Genomic DNA, 18962 nt, shown 5'->3' with positions numbered 1-18962 from the left:
ACTCTACCGGAAGCCCGATTCTCGTTGGCTCATGCCGCCGCCGTGCTCCGTCGCCTGGCGTAGCGCACGAACAACCAACCCGCGAGCAGGAAGAACGGCGCCCAGAACCCGAGGTAGCCCCAAAAGAACGGAGAGTAGGCCCCTGGTCGATCACCGACGTAGGGCCCGATCGCCTGCGGGGGCCCCTCGAGCGCGATGGCCAGCGCCGGCCCGAACCCTTGACCCGCCGCCCACCAGCTGAATGCCGCGAGCAGCAGCATGTGGAACCGGTGCTCCACCACGTTGGCCGCGGCCTCGGCCGCCGCACGTCGTCGCCACCGAACGCTCAGGATCACGCCCGCCATGAACGTCCAGATCATCCACAGCGCACCGGTCCAGGAGTTGTAGCGCGCATGGATCAGCGCCGTGAGCCCCAGGCCCAGGCCGATCAGCCCCCACGGCACCCACCGATCGACCGCCGTGCTCGGGCTCGTGCGTCGCCGCGAGAACACCCGGCGTCGGGTGCCCTGTCGAAGCATGAACAGCACGCACAGCGCCGCGTAGATGAACCCGATGCGGGCGGGATACGTGCTCGGCGACGCCAGCCCCTCGTACTGGGCGTGGTTGTCCGCCACGTGGGTGCTCAGGCGGATCGCGTTCAGGGCGATGCCCGTCAGCGCGGCCACGGCCATGGTCCACACGAACACCCGCCCGGCCCTCACGTGGATCCTTCGGCCCTTCTTGGCCAGCATCGCCGCGATTCCGGAGATCGTGCCCGCGCCTCCGGTGAGCGCATGGACCCACACGAGCACGAGGAACAGTAGATTGGCCAGCTCGCTGCCGTAGACGATTGCCTTGAGGTGCAGCGGCGTGGCGTCCATGTCAGCCGCCCTCGTCGTCGTCGAGATCCTGTCGATACGGCGCGAGCAGCCCGCGAAACTCCGCCGTCCACTCCGTGGGCCGCTGGGACAGAGGATCCACCCGCACGATCACCCGCTCGCCTCGCGCATGGTCCACGTCCTCGTCGAGCGGCATCACCCGCAGCCCGAAGGTCAGCGACGTCCGCCCCAGCCGCTCGACCCAAACCCGCACTCGCACCTCCCCCGTGCCCCTGACCGGCCGCAGGTACTCGATGTGGTTGCTGCGCACCAGGTGGTACTGATCGGGATTCTCGTTGAAGTCCAGCGCCCCGCCCCACCCCATGTGCCGCCAGAACGACCCGATCGCGTGCTCGAACAGCAGCAGGTAGCGCGCGTTGTGGAGGATCTGGAACGCGTCGAGATCGTCGAAGTAGACGCCGTGGGTGCGCTCGTGGAATCGCAAGGCGGAAGGGATCCTACGCCAAGGCGTCAGCTCGCCGCCACCTCGGCCCACTCGGCCTGCAGCCCCAGCTGGTTCACCTTCGACTCGAGCTCCGCCCGATCGACGCGATCGCCCTGCGATCGCAGCATGCCCCGGATGTCCTGGAGGTGCTTGGCGCTGCGTCCCTCGCGATAGTACTCGAGCTTGCGCACGATCACGTACTCCGGCGGAGCCACGGTGATCATGGCGTCACCAAATGGCACGCGGCGCCGTTTGGCGAGGGCCCAGCGGTGGAGCGGATCCTGGCCCGCTACGTAGACATCGGCCTTGAAGCCGGTCTCATGGTGGATGATGTTGAAGTGCCCACGCTGCGGACGCCGAGCCTCCACACGGATCACGTCGGTCGGCGCACAGTAGAACTCTTCATCGGGGAAGGCCCGAACCAGCGCCTCGATGCTCGAGTCGTCGAGCAGCATGACGAGGTCGATGTCGTGGGTGAGCCGTGGCTCGCCATACAGCATCGCCGCCACGCTGCCGGTGACGACGGTCTCGATTCCCGCCGCATCCAGCCGCGACGTGAACAGCGTGAACAGGTCATTCATGGTGGAACAAGAACGCTTCCCGGACCGCCGCCTTCACCTGGTCCTCGGTCCACTCGGGGTGCTCGTACCGGAACCACGCCGCCTTGAGCTCGCGTGCGGACCAGTAGAGCCGCATCGCAGCCCGCAGCTTCTGCTCGGGCGTCATGCGCCGGAAGATCTCGGTCTGCACGTCGCAGGGCTCGTCGGCCATGAGTGGAGCCATGGTAGCGCAATGCTCACGGAGGTGCTCACGGCACGGTGCCCGCGACGCGGGCCCTCCGTCCAGCTTCCGCCCCGGGCCCAAGGCGCCGCCGTCGCCCGGGGTCTCGCCCGACCCGCCCCTCGTTCAGAGCGACATCAGGCGGCTGATGTTCGCCTGCAAGAGCGCCGAGACCTCGGGCATCGGTGCGGCCCTCAGCCGGTCGAGCTCGATCACGAAGTCGGTGCGCTTGTCCTTGCTGAACACGCCGGTCTTGTCGACCTCGAGCCAGATCTTGAGGTTGGTGCCGAGGTACTGGATGAGCACGTTGATGGCGTCGATCCCCACGCGCTTGGCGAGCTGGGCGGGCGGGTGGAACTTGCCCTTGAACTCCTGACCCAGCGGCTTGCTCTCGAGGTCGACCACGCGGAAGTCGAGCGCACCCAGGGCGTCGCGGATGCGCTCGACGTCCTTGTTGCGCATGGTGATCGGCACCTCGACCTCGATGTCGTAGGCCCACGCGATGTCCACGTAGCCGCGGATCTCCCAGTGCACGTCCTTGCCGCTGATCGAGGTGGCCGAGGGCACGCGCAGCGAGAACGGCATGGGCACCACGTCGCCCTTGCGGCACTTCCACGGGCCCTGCTTGACGATCATGCGATCCCACGCGTGGCCCTTCTTGGCGCTCTTGCGGTGCACCTCGACGAGCTCCACCGTGATCGACGAGACCGTCTCGCTGTCCATCGCGGTGAACTCGAGGAAGCCCTCGAGCGTGCTGTCGTTGGTGAAGGTGTCGGCCGGCAGCGCCACCAGCAAGACGCCGTTGTTGTTGGAGCCCTGCCGCCGGTAGGTGAGCTCGGCGGGCGTCGGACCCTGCGTTCCGCCCACCGACAGCCCCGTGGCCCCGGGCTGGGGCGGCGTGCTGTACTGCGACGCGGCCTGCTGCTTGCGGGCCTCCATCAGCGCCAGCAGCTCGGCCGGCAGCGCACCCATGACCGTGGCGCCGACCTGGGGTCCGCCCTGCCACTCGACTGATAGAGGCACGTGCCCGACGAACACCTGCTGCCCCGGCAGCAGCTCGACCGCGTCGGCGCCCACCGGCGAGCCGTTGATCCACGTGCCGTTGGACGAGCCCATGTCGCGGATGAACGCGCGGCCCTGCTGCAAGAACACCTCGGCGTGTCGCCGCGACACGCTGGCGTCGGGCGTGACGAGGTTGACCGATTGCTCGTCGCGTCCGATGAGCAAGCGGGGGTTGTTCTCGGCGAGCTGGACGGCGGAGTGGCCGATCTTGAGCTGAATCGTTCCCTGCACGGCAAAGGCCTCCAAGGTGGGGGACCCGGACCTTAGCACGCCCGGCCGGCCGCCCCGCGAGTGGCCGAAACGAACGTAATGTGCGGACCCGCAGGGGGCATGCGGCACGCGCCCCGAGGGCTGTTATCGTAGGCCAATGCGCCGCTCGACGCTTGCCTTGCTCACGACGCTCTCGGTGCCATGCCTGCTGCCGGGTTGCGGCGACGACCTGCCCGACTTTCCGCTCACGGGCGCGGACGGCTCGACCAGTGCCAGCGGCGGCCCCGATGGTTCGGGCACGAGCGCGACTCTGCCCGGCACCTCCACGGCCGTGCCCACCACCGAGGCGCCGACCACCAGCCCGGAATCGACCGGCCCGGGCTTCGACTGCGGCAACGGGGTGGTCGACGAGGGCGAGCAGTGCGACGACGGCAACCTCGACAACCAAGACGGCTGCTACACCAGCTGCGTGGTGCCCTACGAGGTGCTGTGGACGGCCACCCACAATGGAGGCGAGGACGACGTGGCCACCGAGGCGCTGTTCGACGCCGAGGGCAATCTCTACGTGCTGGGCAGCACCCAGGTGGAGGGCCAGGGCTACGACGTGTGGCTGCGCCAGTACACGCCCGACGGTCGCGAGGGGTGGACGTGGACCCACGACGGAGCGCTGCACGGCGACGACTTCGGCTCCGACCTCGCCTGGCACGAGAGCGGCGATCTATTGATCTCGGGCAGCGAGGTCACCGAGAACGACGACGACGTGCTGGTGATCCGCCTGCGTCCCGAGGACCAGAGCGTGGTGTGGATGCGCTACCACGACGGCGTGGGCCTGGGCCCCGGGCCCAACGACGACGTCGACTTTGCCAACGACGTGCGAGCCGATGCCGATGGCAACGTGCTGGTGGCCGGAGCCGAGCGTGTGGACGGCAGCGACTCCAACGCCTGGCTGCGCAAGTACGACGCCGATGGCACCGACCTGTGGACCGTGTCCTACGACGGACCGGCCGGGTCCAGCACGGCCACGTCGGTGGTGGTGGCCGACGACGGCACGATCTACCTGATGGGCAACCACGAGGTCGGACCGAGCACGACCGAGGGCTGGGTGCGCAAGCTCGACGCCGATGGCGGCGAGCAAGGGATGCAAGCGCTGCCCGGATCGATCGTCAACCACGGCACGCTCGACTCGCAGGGCAACCTGGTGCTGGTGGGCATCGACGTCGAGACCCCGGGCAACGAGAACGTGTGGGCCGCAAAGTACGACCCCGACTTCACCCCCATCGGCAGCCACCAATTCGAGGGTTCCTCGGGGGCGACCGACGTCGGCCTCAACGTGGCCCTCGATGGCGGTGATGGGGTCTACCTCGTCGGCTACTTCACGGTCGTCGGTCAGTCCGCCGACATCTGGGCGACCCGCACCAACGCGGGCCTGAGCCTCCAGTGGTGGACCGATGGTTACGGCAACGAAGAGGCCAAGCTCGACGACGTCGCTCGCGGGGTGGCGGTGAGCAACGACGGGACCCGCGTCGCGGTGATCGGCTCCGAGTCCGTGATCTTCGAGGATCGCAACACCTGGGTGCGGATGATTCAGAACAACCCGGTGCCGCTTCAGTAGGCCGAACGGGGGCGGTGGACCCCATGGTTTGCTCGCGATCGCAGCCCACGGCCCCCAGGCGCGAAGACCCTCGAGAACACGGTTCTGAGGCCGTCTACGCACGGGGTTCGATTGCGCGCGCTGACACCTGGCCGACACTGTCGAATGCGTAATCCTCCTCGCCAACAAAGCCGCCCGATCATCGTTTCTTCTGCGAATTTGCTTGAGACAAGGCCCCGAGATCCTGGACTCTCAACCCCGGGTGACCATGGGGATGCTTCAACGGCATGCAGTGGTCGGGGTAATGGGGCTGGCGCTCACCACGAGCGCGGGTTGTTACTCCGGCGTAGGGGAATTCGGGAAGGACGACGCGGGCCTCGACGGAGGTGACGACGCGGGGGAGGACGCGGGCGAGGACGCGGGGGAGGATGTCGGTGACGACGGCCTCGGCCCCGTCGACGAGCTGCCCGCCGACAGCACCCGCTTCGCTCGGCTCACGCACCAGCAGTGGGAGAACACGGTCCAGGATCTATTGATGCTGGACGAGCCCACCGGGTTGTCGTCGGAGCTGCGCGCCGATCCATTCGTGGGTGGCTTCGTGTTCGACAACAACGCCTCCTCGCTCGAGGTCGATCAGGCGCTGTGGTCGGGCTACCAGCGGGCCGCGGTCGAGCTGGCCGAGATGGTCGCCAACGACCCGACCATCATCGCCAACATCGCGCCCGACACCGGCGCCGACGAGGACACGCGGGCCCACGACTTCGTGACCAACTTCGGCGCGCGGGCGTTCCGTCGCCCGCTGACCGACATCGAGGTGGCCGACTACACCGCGCTGTTCGACCGCGGTCCCGAGCTCTACGAGGACACCGCGGGCTTCGAGGCCGGGGTGCGGCTGGTGCTCGAGGGCATGCTGCAGTCGCCCCACTTCATCTACCGGGTGGAGAGCAGCGACGAGATCGTCGAGGGCGTGATCCCGCTGGGCTCGTGGGAGATCGCCGCGCGGCTGTCCTACTTCTTGTGGAACAGCATGCCCGACGACGATCTGTTCGCGGCCGCGGCGAGCGACGAGCTGCGCGATCCCGAGGCGGTGCGGGCCCAGGCCCTGCGCATGCTCGAGAGCCCGCGAGCCGAGCGCGTGGTGGAGCACTTCCACCACCAGCTCTTGCAGGTCGACAAGTTCGCCAGCGCCGACCCCTCGCCGGCCTTCTACCCCGAGGCGCCCGAGGATCTCGGCATGCTCGCCATCGAGGAGCACCAGCAGTTCCTGCGGCACACCGTGTTCGATCGAGACGGCTCGTGGCGCGACCTGCTGACCTCGACCGAGACCTTCGTCAACGACGAGCTGGCCGCGGTCTACGGGCTCGAGGGCACGTTCGGCCCCGACTTCGGCCTCGTCGAGCTGCCGGCCAGCGAGCGCCGCGGTCTGTTCACCCAGATCGGGTTCCTGGCCGCCAACTCCACCTCGGTCAACCCCGACCCGATCCACCGCGGGGTGTTCATGGCCAAGCACGTCAGCTGCATTCCCATCGCGGCCCCGCCCGACGACATCCCGGCGCTTCCGGTGCCCGATCCCACCCAGACCAACCGCGAGGCCATCGTGGCGCTCACCGAGGTCGAGGGCAGCGAGTGCGTGGCCTGCCACAGCCAGCTCATCAACCCCTACGGGTTCCCGTTCGAGAGCTACGACTCGACCGGGGCGTTCCGCACCATGGACAACGGCAAGACCGTCGACGCGGCGGCCACCGTGGCCTTGAGCACCGGGCCCACCACGGTGAACAACGCGCTCGACCTCATCGACGCGATGGCCGAAGACCCGGGGGTGCACCACTGCTACGCCGAGCACTGGCTCGAGTTCGCGATGGCGCGCCCGTACGAGGAGATCGACGAGCCGCTCACCGAGCGCCTGGCCACCGAGTCCCTCGAGGACCTCGGGGTCAAGGAGCTACTGGTCGAGCTCGCGGTGTCCCGCCCGTTCCTCACCCGTTCCGCGCAGGAGATGCAGTGATGAAGACGCAGCGTCGAACCTTCCTCAAGGGCCTTGGGGGCTTTTCCCTCGCCCTGCCCGTGCTCGAGGGCCTGCGCACCGGTGGTACTGCCCGCGCGGGCGAGATCGTCATCGATCCCTACGCGATCTTCCTCCGCCAGGCCAACGGCTGTGCCTCGGCGCAGAACACCGAGGTGGGGGCCGAGCCCGAGCGCTTCTGGCCCAGTGCCCAGGGCGAGCTGACCCCCGCGACCATGGCGGGCCGTGCGATCGACGAGCTGACCGACCACTACACCAAGATCCTCGCGGTGGGCGTGGACGGCATCAACTTCGACTACGGCGACGGCCACGCCCGTGGCGCCCTCCAGGGGCTGACGGCGCGGGGTCCGGTGGTTGCGGGTGCCGGTGGCGACTCCGAGGCCAACGGCGAGTCGATCGACCACCGCATCGGTCGCGAGCTCAACCCCGACGGGCGCGACTCGCTGTTCCTCTATGCCGGCCGCAACAACGGCTGGCTGGGCGGCGCGTGCATCTCGTACCGCGGCCCCGGCAACCGCCGTGCTCCGCTGCACAACCCGCTGACCGCCTACCAGACCATGATGGGGATCGATGGCGGGGTCATCAGCGAGCTGCTCATCGAGCGGCGCAAGAGCGTCAACGACCTCGTGCGCGAGCAGATGGATGCGCTGCTGACCAACCCGGCCCTGTCGAACAACGACGTGCAGCGGCTCGAGCTGCACCGCTCGTCGATCCGCGACCTCGAGGACACGCTGGCCTGCAACCTCACCGCCGAGCAAGAGGCCGCGCTCGAGGGTGAGTCGGCCGGCTACGACAGCGACAACGGTGACCTGGTGCTCGCGGCGGTGCGGGCCCACATGGACGTGGCGGTGCTGGCCGTGGCCTGCGGCTACACCCGCTCGGTGGCGATCCAGGTGGGCAACGGCAACGATGCGTCCACGCGCTACACCAACACCGACAACGGCGAGCTGATGGAGAACTACCACTTCATCTCGCACCGCCGGCTGTCGCACGACAGCTCCGGGGCGGTGATCCCCGGCTCCGACCTGCTGCACCACCAGATCGACCGGCACTTCGCCAGGACCTTCAAGTACCTGCTCGATCGGTTGGCCGAGTACCAGCTGCCCGTGGGCAACTTGCTCGATGCCGGCGTCTCGGTGTGGATCAACGACCAGGCGCAAGGTCCCAGCCACAGCAGCATGAACCTTCCCTACATCATGGCGGGCTCGGCCGGCGGGTACTTCCGCCAGGGCGCCTACGTGCGCGCCCAGGCGACCGGTACGCACTGCCGGCTGCTGAACATGATCGGCACCGCCGTGGGTCTGCGCAGCGCCAGCGGGGGGGATCTGGACGACTTCGGGGATCCGAGCTCGCCCAAGGAGCCGATCCCCGAGCTGCTCGGGTAGGGACGACGCCACGTCGCCTCGCGCAAGGGCCCGGCTCGCACGACCGTGCGACCGGGCCCTTCGAGCAAGCCGGCTGGTCTCGGTACGTCTCGAACCGCTCATCTCACTCGGGGATGGTTGCCGGTCTGCGGAGTTGCGGGGCTTGAATCGCTCCGTAGGCTGGCGCGGTGATCGATCGTCCTCCGTGCAGCAAGATCGACGCGAAAGCGGGCCAACGGCTCCGGACGGCACTCGGGGCATGGGGCCTCTCGTGGGTCGTGGGTATGGCGTCCGCCTGCCCGGGCTGCCCCGGCGATGATGACCCGGCGGGCTCGGGCACGGGTGGCGACGAGGACATGCCCGACGACGACCCTGGGCCCCACGGCCCGGCGTGTGGCGAACGGGCCGGCGGGCTGGTGCCCGAAGGCTCGCCCGATGACCTGGCGTGGGCGTCGCAGCCGGGCGAGGTCGAGCGCGTCGTGGTGCTGCGAGGCGAGCCCATGCTTGCGGAGGACGAGCCACCGCCGCAGAGTTCATCGCGAGCGCCGGCGACGCTCACCGGAGATGACCGCCCGGTCGGCGCCACGACCCAGGGGCCTCACATCCACGAGCGCTGGGGGGAATCGAGGAAGCTCGAGCTGTCGTACTGCATCAACTTCATGCCCGGCGAAGATGCGGAACGCGAAGCCAACTACCACAAGACGATCCGAGCGCTCCACTCGACGATGGCGGAGTGGGAGCGGGTGACGGGGGCGAACTTCGTGCACATCGTTGCAGACGACACGCCTCATCAGGGCCCGCACTTCACATGGCTCGGAAATGATTCGTCCAGCGTGGAGGCTGATTGTGCACCGGGAACGAAGGCATACTTTGGCATGTTCGCGTACCTTTCCAGTTGGCAGGGTGCGACGAATGTGGCTCCGCAAGCTTGGAATGACCCCGAGCTGGAACCGCAGGGCGGAGGGGTTCTGCCGCGTGTGTTGCAGATCAACTCCGACATCATCGCGAGCTACGGTGACGCCACTCTGCTCCTGGTCCTACGACACGAGATCGGGCACATCATGGGCTTCGTTCATGAAGAGGGCAACGTCCCCGATCAACCCTGCGAGATCCCCGACGCACGGCCGCTGACCCCCGTCGATACCAACTCCGTCATGACGACTCCGTCTCAGGTGTGCGACGGCGTGCTCTCCGACGACGCCGACCATCTCACGCCTCGCGACCGACTCTCGGCATTCTTCCTTCAGCACACCCCTCGCGCTCGCTTCGAAACCCGGTCGCCCTCGCTTGGCTACCGCTACGCCGGCGTCTTCGGCGAGGGTGCCGAGATCCTCTGGCACACCGAAGGCTCCACCGAGGGGATCCTCTGGCGACCTCAGGCAGGACCCGCCGGAATCTCGTTCGTGGAGGAGGCCTTTCCCCATTCCTGGCCCGTGCCACCACCTCCCGGGGGCTGGTATCCGAACGAGAGCGAGGTGGTCATCCCGTTGCAGCTCACCAGCGGAGTGACCTCGTTCGACCTCTTCTTCCACGGACCCGGCCCGACGTCACCGATCTCGCGGTCTTCAACTCCGGGCTCACCACCACGACCGTCGAGCACCCGCAGGATTCGTTCGCGGTGCCCGTGATCGGCCGCTTCGACACCAGCGACCTCGATCGAGACATCGTCTACCTGTACCAGCCCGGAGACGGGCAGGACGCCGCGCTGGTGGCCTCGGACGGCAAGATCTCGACGGCGACCGATGTGGCCCAGCAATCTGCCTTCGCATACCCCCTGGCAGCTCCCTACCGCGGCGAGGGCTTCCCCGATGACATCGTGTGGCTCGAGCCGCACGAGCGCCGGGTGACCACGTGGCGCCTCGGCGATGGTGTCCTCGCGCTCGAGCAAGCCACCCAGGTAGGACAGGGAGAGCTCGGGCTCGTCCGTGGGGAGCAGATTCCGGCCATCGGCGACTTCAACGGGGATGGCCGAGCCGACATCATGTGGCAGGGAGTCTCCAACCTCCCCGCCGGCCTACAGGACACCGTCGACGTGCTGTGGCTCTCGCAGAGCACCGCGACGGAGCTGTCCTTCGCGGTGGTCTCCAAGAGTATCGGCTACAGCTATCGCCCGTTCGTGGGCGACTTCGACGCCGACGGTATCGACGACATCTTCTGGCAGCGGAGCTGGGGCCTGACCTCTCGTGGGCCTTCGGCATGGTCCACGGGTCCGAGCTACGTGTGGTACTTCGACGACACGGGCGGCCACGAGGCAAAGGCGTTCGTCCTCGATGCAGACTACAGCCCCTACGTGGGCGACTTCGACGCCGATGGCTGCCATGACATCGCCTGGTTCGACGCCGTCGGAGACATGCTGCACGTGTGGCGTTGCCTGCCGAACAGCCGAGACTTCGACTGCGGCGTTCTCGTACCAACGCCGCCCAGCGCTGCACCCGTGGGGATGCACTGGGGGTTTTGAGATGCTACAAGGGATCATCCACGAGGCCGGGACCCACCACCGAACGACGGCGGCCGCCATGCGCAAACCACTCATCACGTTGGCCATCATGATGGTCGTGATCGCATGTGGCCCCGAGGTAGGTGACGAGAACGACATCCCCGGCAAGCTCGAGTACGAGCAGATCTATAATCGAGTGTATCGCCAAGACCACCGAATCGACGTTGTCAAGGAGCTTCCGGGCGAGAACGACGAGCGCCGAGAATGCGGCTTCTTGACCGATCGGGCGTACGACGATCTAGCAGGAACGATCGAAGCGCTCGATCCCAGAGCAGACTATGGCGATCACCCCGTGGACTGCGAAACCCACGGAGCCCTAATCCACATCGAGGGCTTCGAGCGCAGCCCGTTCGACTGTAGCTACGAATGCTGTCACCCGGATCTGCGCCGGGCCGCGATCGTCTACAGCGTGATCCTCAACAATTTCGATGGTCTCGCCCCCCCCTACGACGGCGAGCCCTACATCGCCATCGAGCCCGATCAGCCGTGCCCATAGGCAGGGATCGAGATCCGTTGTCATCCAGGTCTGGAATGCATCGACGGCTGATGCCAGCCTTCGCACTAGATCGGAGTCAGCAACATGAGGAAGGAAATCGCACTCGGAATCGCACGACCCCTTGGAGTCACATTCGTCACGGGAGGGGGCGATGGGCGTCCGCGATGCTGCTATATGGCGTTGATCGGTCCCGCATGTACATCCAGAAACTGATCGCGCGGCGGCGCCCGCTCCGGGAGCAGGGATCTTCCGCCCCCGTTCGGCGATCCCTCCTGCCAGCCACTGTCAGGATCACCCGAACCACTGGCACGATTCCGATCGCGCCGTCTCACGTGATGTCACGATCCCGCGCGCGTGAATTTTGATCTGATTTCGGGCGTTTGCGATCGTTGACCTGAACGACTGCGCAGTTCATACTGTCAAGGTCGCTGGCGCATTCGCGAGCCCTCGTGGGCTCGAACGTTCGTCGTGGTTTCCGCCGCACGAGCCCATGTACCCGCGCCGAGGAGGCCGCCGAGCCCTCCGCCCTCGCTTGCCCTTGGTCGCTCGGCGGCCGGCCCAGGATCGGGTCGCGCCTCATGCCTTGGATGGTCGTTCCCATGACCGAGCAAATCGTTCGTCTGCATCCGCGCATCTCCGCCAACAAGCTCGGCGAGTACCTGGTGTCGCCGCCGCTGCGCCGGCAGACCATCATCGAGCGCCAGAAGTATCCGTGCTCGTACATCGGCGCCTACTACGAGCCGGCGCGGGCGGCGATCGTCGACTTCATCGTGGGCGAGATCGATCGCGCCCAGCTCTTGCGCCGAACCGAGCAGATCGTGACCGGGCCGCACGAGTCGAGCTACGCCATGCACCAGGCGCACGGCTGCGCCGAGGCGGTGCTGCGCTTCCTCGACCTCGAGCCGCGCCTGGACCTGCACGGGATGACGCCGGTGCTGGTCGACCGGCACGACAAGCTCGACGTGGAGGGCGTGGACGTGAGCGTGTACCCCGACGTGGTGCTGCAGGGGCATGACGACAAGGGGCGGCCCACGGTCGGCGCGATCAAGCTGCACTTTCCCAAGAGCCATCCGCAGACCGAGGCGTCGGCCGAGTACGTGGCCACGCTCTTGCGCATGCACGCACACCTGGCCATGGGCGAGCGCGGCAAGGTCCGTGAGGACGTGTGCATCGTGATCGACGTGTTCGCAGGCCAGGTCCGCTGCGCGCCTCGTGGCTACCGCCGTCGCTGGCGCGACATCGGAGCCGCATGCGAGGAAATCCGCCGGGTCTGGCCGACCGTGTAGCCGAGCCCGCGCTCGGCCGACCCCCCATCGACGAAATTTCCCACCCGAGGGCCCGCATGCAGGGCCGTGGGGACGGTGCTCTCGCCGAGGTCTCGCTCCGTCGAGCCGTGGTTTCAAGAGAGGCGTGCCTGGGGCGAACGCCTCGGCGAGAGCACCGTGAATCTCGCACATCGTGGTCGTGCACCAGGGTTCGAGCCGACGTGCCGGGAGCTGGCTCGAAACGTCTCGATGCGCGGATCAGACCGGCCCCGCGGGGCCCCACCCGAGCCCACCTCCCTCCCCAGTATCGTACCGGTGCGAGGGGCCTGGGGCCTGCCGACGGCGCTCGAGGACCTCGATCACCTCCCCATCCGGCCAGGGCGGCTCGACGCCGTCGCTCGCGGCGGTTGCCCGCGCTCGCCAGCGGTGTTCTGATAGGACCTCGCTCATGAGCATCCCCGAGAGCCCGCTGCTCAAAGGCCTGCTGGAGGCCGGCCAGGAACAGGCAGCCAAGGGAGAGTGGTCCCCGGGGCAGGTCTTGCTCGGGAAGTACCGGCTGCTCGAGCCGATCGGCTCGGGCGGCATGGGCGTGGTCTTCGCAGCGCAGCGGCTGTCGCTCGGCGACGTGGTCGCGATCAAGAGCATCCGGTCCGAGCGCACCAACGAACGCGACCGGCCACGGTTCATGCGCGAGGCCCGGGCGCTGGCTCGCATCCGTCACCCCAACGTGGTGCAGGTGTTCGACTTCGGCGAGTCCGAGGACGGGCGCCCGTTCATGGTGATGGAGCTGCTGGACGGCCCCACCCTGTCGCAGGTGCTGGCCGAGGGTCGGCTGCCGCTGGCGCGGGCGCTCGAGCTGTTCGTCGACATCTGTCGGGCGATCGAGGCCGGCCACCGCCGCGGCGTGGTGCATCGCGACCTCAAGCCCGGCAACGTGATGTTCGATCACGCCGACGACGGCGCGGAGACGGTCAAGGTCCTCGACTTCGGGCTGGCTCGCTTCACCGAGGATGCCATCGAGCAGTCGCGGGCGGGTCTGTTGGTGGGAACGTGCGCCTACATGAGCCCCGAGCAGATCGAGCGCGGGGCGGGCGGGCCGGCGGCCGACGTGTTTGCGCTGGGCGTGATGCTCTACGAGCTGGTGGTGGGCGAGCGGCCGTTCGATGCGGGCAACCCGGTCACCACGATCATGCGGATCTGCGACGGCGAATACCCGGCGCCGCGCAGCAAGGTCCCCAATCTGCCCGATGGCGTCGTCGAGGCGATCACCGCGGCGCTCCAGAAGAGCGCCGACGCCCGGCCCGGCTCGCCGCTCGAGCTGGCCTCGCTGGCGGTGCAGCGCCCGCTGACGTTCGGCCCCACCACGGTCGCGTCGCGGATCCACTCCGATACGCGCCTGCGCTCCCTGGCCGGCGACTCGCTGTCGGGAGACGCTCGTTCGGTGGCCGACGAGGACGTGGGTCGCAAGCGAGGCGACGCGACCGAGGTCATGGCTCACCCGTTCGATGACGACGGGATCCCCATGCCGCGCACGCACGCGGGCTCGGACCTGGTGCAGAGCGCGGCCAGGACGGGCTCGGGTCCGATGGCAGCGGCGAGCTCCACCCTCGACTCGGGCTCGGACTCGGTCTCGGGCCCGATCTCGGTGGGGCCGAGCGCGGATTCCTCGGGAGGCTCGACCACGGGTCATGGTGCGGCCCGATCCCATCCGGCGATCGCCACCGCACCGTTCGTGGGCCGCCGCCTGGAGCTCGAGTCGCTGCTCGATCTGCTCGCGGCCAGCGGCCAGGGCGAGAACCCCATTGCGGTCGTGCTGGGCGAGCCGGGCATGGGTCGCACGCGCTTGCTTCGGCGGTTCTCCACGGTGGCGCGCGAGCAGGGGGCCGTCGTGCTCGAGGGTAGGTTCTGGGGCTACGAGGCCGATCGCGCCGCCCCGGGCGAGACCTATGCACGCATGCTGGGGGCCGCCGGTCAGGGCGTCTTGCCGGGTGAGCCCCGCTCCGAGGTCTCGCCAGGGTTCGACAGCCGCGAGGGCTCGGCCCGGCTCGCGGCGGCGTTCGAGAGCCTCGCCAAGGACTGCCCGCTGGTGCTGGTGCTCGACGACCTCCACTTCGCCGCCCGCAGCGACCTCGAGTTCCTCACCTACCTGGTGCGGGGCCGACAGCGAGCGGTGCCGGTCGTCGTGGTCGCCTCGGCGCGGACGCTGGCGGCCCGCAGCGACGCGCAGACCGAGCTGTCGCGATGGCTGCTGCAGCTGGCCTCGCTCAAGGCCCGCACCACCTTCACGCTGACCCCGTTCGATCCCGACGAGCTGCGGGCCTGGCTCGACGGGGTGTTCGGTCGCCTGCGGATCCACCCGCGAGACCTTCGGCGACTGCACCGGGCCAGCGCGGGCAACCCCTACTTCCTGTCCGAGATGGTCCGCCACCTCGTGGCCAGCGAGCAGATCACCCGCGTCGACGAGCCCGGCGGGAGCACCGGAGCTTCCGCCAGAGGAACGGCGGGTGGGGCGGCCAGCGGCAAGGCCAGCGGGATGGCCGGTGGGATCGATGGCTGGGTGTGCCAGCCCCTGCGGCGCAACGTGCTGCCCGAGGGCGTGCGCTCGGTCGTGGCCGACCAGCTGTCCACGCTCGACGAGGGGCTGCGCGCGGTGCTCGAGACGGCGGCGGTGCTCGGCGAGCAGTTTCGCTTCGACGTGCTGCAGCAGGTGCTCGAGCGCGCCAAGACCCCATTGCCGCGCGAGCTCGACGACCTGGTCGACGATGCGGTGAGCCGCGATCTCCTGGCCGAGCACCGGCTCGAGGGTGACGCCGACCTCCGGTTTCGCAACGCGACGATCCGCAAGGTGCTCTACGAGCTGTTGGGAGCCCGCCGACGCCGGCGCATGCACCAGCACGTGGTCGAGGCCCTGGTGGACAGCAATGCGCCACAGACGATCTCGCGGCGCCTGGCGTGGCACTACCGCGAGATCGGCGACTGGCCCAACACCCTGCGCTGGGGTCTGCATGCGGCGCGGGAGCGCCTGGTTCGCTACGACCACGACGCGGCCGAGGCCGTGCTCGATCACGCCGCCACCGCCCTCGAGGCGATGGGACGCGGCGCCGAGCAGCCGTCGCCGCGCGATCGCATCGAGCTCGAGGCCCTGCGAGGCACCCTCGACGTGCGCCTGGGTCGGTTTGGCGAGGGCCTGACCCGGCTGCGCGCCACGTGGGCCTTGCTCGAGGGCTTGCGAGGCTCGTCGGAGTCGGACGCAGACGGGGACGCAGAGGTCGCCGCAGACGCAGATGCAGACGCAGAGGACCCGTCGCTGACCGAGCTTCGCTTCGAGGTGGCGCTGGAGCTGGCTCGCTGCAACCTCGGTCTGGGCGAGCTCGATCGCGCGGTCAGGCGCGGCCACGAGGCGCTGGAGCTGGTCGGCACGCTCGTGGGAGACGAGCTGCGGCGCGAGGCGGACTGGAACGCTCGCATTCACCTCGGGAACGCGCTGGGCCGGCTGGGCGCGTGGGAGCGCGCCAGCGAGATCCTGCGCCCGGTGGTGCAGGCCTCGCCCGTCCCGCGCCATCGGGTGCTGCACGTGCTGGCCCTGCGCGAGCTGGCCTGGGTCGAGGCTCGCCGTGGCAAGGTCGGCGATGCCACCCGTCATGCCTCGCAGGCGGCCGATGAGGCGAGGGCCTGCAACGATCCGGTGGCCGAGTATCACGCGGCTTCGGTCATGGCCGTGGTCCAGGCGGCCACGGGCGACTGGCCGCGCGCCGTGGCCAACTACCAGGAGGCGCTGCGAGGCGCACGAGCCCTGTCGCTGCGTCGGCGCGAGATGATCGAGCTGGCCAACCTCGCCCTGGCTCAGGTCGAGGTCGGCGAGCTCGATGATGCGCTGCGCAACATCCTGGCCGTGATCGGCCTGAACCGCGAGCTCGGCGACGCGGCCTCGGCCGCCGATGCCCGCGTGGGCCTGGGCAAGGTGCTCGCGGCGCGAGGCGAGCTCGAGGAGGCGATTGCCCAGCTTCGGCGTGGGCACAAGGAGTGCGAGGCGGTGGGCCGGCACGAGTACGCTGCCATTGCCTTGTTCGAGCTCGGCCGCTGCGAGCTGGCGCGCTCGCACTGGTCCTCGGCCCGCGAGCTGCTGCTGATGGCGCGCGATCGCCTGGCCGAGCTCGGCTCGCTGTTCCACTGGGAGGTCGAGCTGGCCCTGGCCCAGGCCGCACGGGGGTCCGGTGACGACGAGGCCCTGCTCGCGCACATCAACGTGGCCACCGAGCTGCTCGAGGAGCAGGCGACGGGGGCCAAGCTCGAGCGCGGGCTGGCTGCGATCCGCGAGCTGCTCGAGGGGTGAGTGGTGCGCCAAGGATGGAACTAGACACTAGACAGTTTTTGTTTCGGTCTTGGGAAACGTCGCACCCTCGATCAGCACGAACCTCCGGCGCAAACGCTCTTTTGCTGCGTTGGTGACGCTTCTCATATCGCTATCACGTGGGACATTGAGCCCACGCAACCCCATATGAGCCTGTGCTCCCGAGAGGGTCAAACACTCTTCTCTCAGTATCCGCTCTGGCACGATATCAATCGTAATGTGAAGTTCATCGGCAACTGACTGAATTGCCTCATGTGTTACCATCCAAGCACAACACTCTCGGTCCTGTCGGGCAACGCATGCTCGTACAGAATACGCTTCCTCCGGAAGCGCTTCTTCCAGGTTCCACACGGACAAGGAGGGCCGGTAGTCTGGGTCAGCTTGCCACCGTTGCTTTGCTTCTTCTCGTTCGGGCGAGCTGAGGCATAGTGCATCAAGAGGAAGCGTATTTTGCCCCAAACACTTTATTGAGGCGAAGCGAAGTACCCTCATGATTCCTCAAACTTTGCCTTGACAAAGGTGAGAATGGCCAGGGGAGGAGAGGGCCAGTTTGCGGACGATTTAAGTTCGCTGTAGTCTCGCTCAAAAAGGTAATCTTCTGCGTTTTCGTTGGCCCATGCATAGAGGGACGCGTCGTCGAAAATCTCCACGACGATAGTGCGATGTGGGTTTGTCCAAGAGAGGATGACGGCGTCCTCGTCTCCAACAGAGATCTCGGGCATCGGGACCGTTGGAAGATGCTCTCGGAGCGTCGCCCAAAGATCGTTCGCAATATGCACTTGTAACCCGTTGAGGAGCTTGAGCGAGGTGGAATCAAGCTGTGCCGTGATGTCTCTCGGTTTGTCCGTGCGGAGTCTTTCGCGTCTCTCCAAGTGCCGCTCGATGGCCTCGGATGTGCGTATCGCCCTCTCGATTTCATCCTGTGGGCTACAGGCCCACCCTGGTGTTTTCTCATGCCCTCGCCCGTCGTGGTCGCGGACGGAGACCACGTTGCTTGGCCATTTTTTTACTTCTTTCGGCTGCATAGGAGGCTCCCAATGCCGGACCACGTAACGTTGCTGGCCTCAAGAAGAAGATTGTCGGCGACTCGAAGGTTGATGTTTGCCTTGACCGAAACAACCATTGTTTCATCTGGGAGTATGAAAGCGCTGATTGTCTTAAAGGGACCATCATTCTTGTCTGAGCGCCAATGATGGCCAAAATGACGAATCTGTTGGTTGCCGACCACGAGGGGCTCTTGCTGCATAGCTACACCTCCGAGGCTGGGGGACCAAACGTCGCCGTTTAGCTCAAGAGTGACTTCGCTCCTAACATCAAGCAGGTGTTCAAGCTTGATGCCTTCACGCAGCTTGAGAAGAAAGCCGTCAAGTCCACCTGTTTCGGGCCCTGCGATTGGGATGCCTTCCGGAGGTTCGCTTTTTGGAGGCTCATCCGCGGTGAGAACCCAATGAAGCCTATCCTCATGAGAGTGCTTGTGTATATCTGCGAGTAGTCGAAGGTGTAGCGCGCTTGATTCAGTTGGTAGAATGAACGAATAGATCCACCATGAAAGCCCTCGGAATTTTTCTTCATCAGCCTTGGGATTCCAGCGAAGCGGCAACTTCAGAGTCTCTGCAAGTGATTCCGCATCGGAATCATCTGGGCACGGCGTGTACCATGACAGAGTCATCTCTGTGATGGTCACTCCTGGACGATTTGGAAATCCGCTCATACTCTTGGTTGCTGGTCGCTGGATCGTAGCAGGGTAACGCATCGTTGCCACCCCTGAGACAAACGTCTAGTAACAGGCGTGCGCAGTGCACGCAAAACCAGGAGCCTGGTGGCACAGAGGTCGACGAAGCACTGCCATGCAGGCAGGGCCGCGGGCATTGCGCGCTACGGAAAACAACGGGTGATTTGGCCCGGGTCTCGCAGTTTCGCGCCGTGTTGGAGTCCCTGGCTAGCAAGAAACCGGATGTCGGAGGCTCGGTCAAGCGGCCGGGCGGAGCTCGACCTCGTAACCCAGGCCCTTGAGGCGCTGG

The 18962-nt window shown here is 67.2% G+C and carries 15 protein-coding genes; 8 read left to right on the top strand and 7 right to left on the bottom strand.

Features of this window, described 5'->3' with window-relative positions; genetic code table 11:
* Positions 1 to 29: 29 nt before the first annotated feature.
* The 5 genes from OEB96_RS25500 to OEB96_RS25480 all read right to left on the bottom strand — a co-directional run bounded on the left by OEB96_RS25500 (position 30) and on the right by OEB96_RS25480 (position 3375).
* Positions 30 to 860 carry a DUF2306 domain-containing protein gene (locus OEB96_RS25500; RefSeq protein ID WP_266219335.1) on the bottom strand — a complete coding sequence of 277 codons (831 nt, stop codon included), beginning with the start codon at positions 858 to 860 and terminating at the stop codon, positions 30 to 32.
* A gap of 1 nt (position 861) precedes the next feature.
* Positions 862 to 1302 carry an acyl-CoA thioesterase gene (locus OEB96_RS25495; protein ID WP_266219334.1) on the bottom strand — a complete coding sequence of 147 codons (441 nt, stop codon included), beginning with the start codon at positions 1300 to 1302 and terminating at the stop codon, positions 862 to 864.
* 26 nt (positions 1303 to 1328) lie between these two features.
* Positions 1329 to 1883 (bottom strand): nucleotidyl transferase AbiEii/AbiGii toxin family protein, encoded by a 555-nt coding sequence (locus OEB96_RS25490; protein ID WP_266219333.1) that lies wholly within the window; start codon positions 1881 to 1883, stop codon positions 1329 to 1331.
* Entirely contained in the window at positions 1876 to 2073 is a 198-nt protein-coding gene (locus OEB96_RS25485) for a hypothetical protein (RefSeq protein WP_266219332.1), read from the bottom strand. Before OEB96_RS25485 ends, OEB96_RS25490 begins: the two co-directional genes overlap by 8 nt.
* A 135-nt stretch (positions 2074 to 2208) precedes the next feature.
* A complete protein-coding gene (locus tag OEB96_RS25480) occupies positions 2209 to 3375 on the bottom strand; it encodes an FHA domain-containing protein (protein WP_266219331.1) in 1167 nt (388 codons plus the stop codon).
* Positions 3376 to 3511: 136 nt separating this feature from the next.
* Here OEB96_RS25480 and OEB96_RS25475 point away from each other — a divergent pair, with 136 nt between their 5' ends.
* The 8 genes from OEB96_RS25475 (at position 3512) to OEB96_RS25440 (ending at position 16923) form a co-directional block, all read left to right on the top strand.
* The gene (locus tag OEB96_RS25475) at positions 3512 to 4966 is read left to right on the top strand and encodes a hypothetical protein (RefSeq protein WP_266219330.1); all 1455 of its coding nucleotides are present in this window, start codon (positions 3512 to 3514) and stop codon (positions 4964 to 4966) included.
* Between the two features lie 253 nt (positions 4967 to 5219).
* Complete coding sequence (locus OEB96_RS25470; protein ID WP_266219329.1) at positions 5220 to 6950, top strand: DUF1592 domain-containing protein; 1731 nt, start codon at positions 5220 to 5222, stop codon at positions 6948 to 6950.
* Complete coding sequence (locus tag OEB96_RS25465) at positions 6950 to 8353, top strand: DUF1552 domain-containing protein (RefSeq protein ID WP_266219328.1); 1404 nt, start codon at positions 6950 to 6952, stop codon at positions 8351 to 8353. The genes OEB96_RS25470 and OEB96_RS25465 overlap by 1 nt, the downstream gene beginning before the upstream one ends.
* Before the next feature lie 167 nt (positions 8354 to 8520).
* Complete coding sequence (locus tag OEB96_RS25460; protein WP_266219327.1) at positions 8521 to 9960, top strand: zinc metalloprotease; 1440 nt, start codon at positions 8521 to 8523, stop codon at positions 9958 to 9960.
* Entirely contained in the window at positions 9951 to 10790 is an 840-nt protein-coding gene (locus OEB96_RS25455) for an FG-GAP repeat domain-containing protein (RefSeq protein ID WP_266219326.1), read from the top strand. Before OEB96_RS25460 ends, OEB96_RS25455 begins: the two co-directional genes overlap by 10 nt.
* 58 nt (positions 10791 to 10848) lie before the next feature.
* The gene (locus OEB96_RS25450; RefSeq protein ID WP_266219325.1) at positions 10849 to 11325 is read left to right on the top strand and encodes a hypothetical protein; all 477 of its coding nucleotides are present in this window, start codon (positions 10849 to 10851) and stop codon (positions 11323 to 11325) included.
* Positions 11326 to 11924: 599 nt separating this feature from the next.
* The gene (locus OEB96_RS25445) at positions 11925 to 12611 is read left to right on the top strand and encodes a hypothetical protein (RefSeq protein WP_266219324.1); all 687 of its coding nucleotides are present in this window, start codon (positions 11925 to 11927) and stop codon (positions 12609 to 12611) included.
* Between the two features lie 427 nt (positions 12612 to 13038).
* Positions 13039 to 16923 carry a serine/threonine-protein kinase gene (locus tag OEB96_RS25440; protein ID WP_266219323.1) on the top strand — a complete coding sequence of 1295 codons (3885 nt, stop codon included), beginning with the start codon at positions 13039 to 13041 and terminating at the stop codon, positions 16921 to 16923.
* Between the two features lie 506 nt (positions 16924 to 17429).
* Here the strand turns inward: OEB96_RS25440 and OEB96_RS25435 are convergent.
* Entirely contained in the window at positions 17430 to 17930 is a 501-nt protein-coding gene (locus tag OEB96_RS25435) for a hypothetical protein (RefSeq protein WP_266219322.1), read from the bottom strand.
* A 17-nt stretch (positions 17931 to 17947) separates the two neighbouring features.
* The gene (locus OEB96_RS25430; RefSeq protein ID WP_266219321.1) at positions 17948 to 18625 is read right to left on the bottom strand and encodes a hypothetical protein; all 678 of its coding nucleotides are present in this window, start codon (positions 18623 to 18625) and stop codon (positions 17948 to 17950) included.
* Between the last annotated feature and the right edge of the window lie 337 nt (positions 18626 to 18962).

Source organism: Paraliomyxa miuraensis (assembly GCF_026337845.1).
Lineage (GTDB): Bacteria > Myxococcota_A > Polyangia > Nannocystales > Nannocystaceae > Paraliomyxa > Paraliomyxa miuraensis.
Note: the sequence above shows the minus strand (reverse complement) of the source record. Positions and strands in the feature narration are given on the sequence as shown.

Excerpts from the sequence above, each read along its gene's own strand:
- OEB96_RS25470 (WP_266219329.1), top strand. The coding sequence starts at position 5,220 with ATGCTTCAACGGCATGCAGTGGTCGGGGTAATGGGGCTGGCGCTCACC.
- OEB96_RS25445 (WP_266219324.1), top strand. The coding sequence starts at position 11,925 with ATGACCGAGCAAATCGTTCGTCTGCATCCGCGCATCTCCGCCAACAAG.
- OEB96_RS25465 (WP_266219328.1), top strand. The coding sequence starts at position 6,950 with ATGAAGACGCAGCGTCGAACCTTCCTCAAGGGCCTTGGGGGCTTTTCC.
- OEB96_RS25450 (WP_266219325.1), top strand. The coding sequence starts at position 10,849 with ATGCGCAAACCACTCATCACGTTGGCCATCATGATGGTCGTGATCGCA.
- OEB96_RS25500 (WP_266219335.1), bottom strand. The coding sequence starts at position 860 with ATGGACGCCACGCCGCTGCACCTCAAGGCAATCGTCTACGGCAGCGAG.
- OEB96_RS25490 (WP_266219333.1), bottom strand. The coding sequence starts at position 1,883 with ATGAATGACCTGTTCACGCTGTTCACGTCGCGGCTGGATGCGGCGGGA.
- OEB96_RS25475 (WP_266219330.1), top strand. The coding sequence starts at position 3,512 with ATGCGCCGCTCGACGCTTGCCTTGCTCACGACGCTCTCGGTGCCATGC.
- OEB96_RS25485 (WP_266219332.1), bottom strand. The coding sequence starts at position 2,073 with ATGGCCGACGAGCCCTGCGACGTGCAGACCGAGATCTTCCGGCGCATG.
- OEB96_RS25440 (WP_266219323.1), top strand. The coding sequence starts at position 13,039 with ATGAGCATCCCCGAGAGCCCGCTGCTCAAAGGCCTGCTGGAGGCCGGC.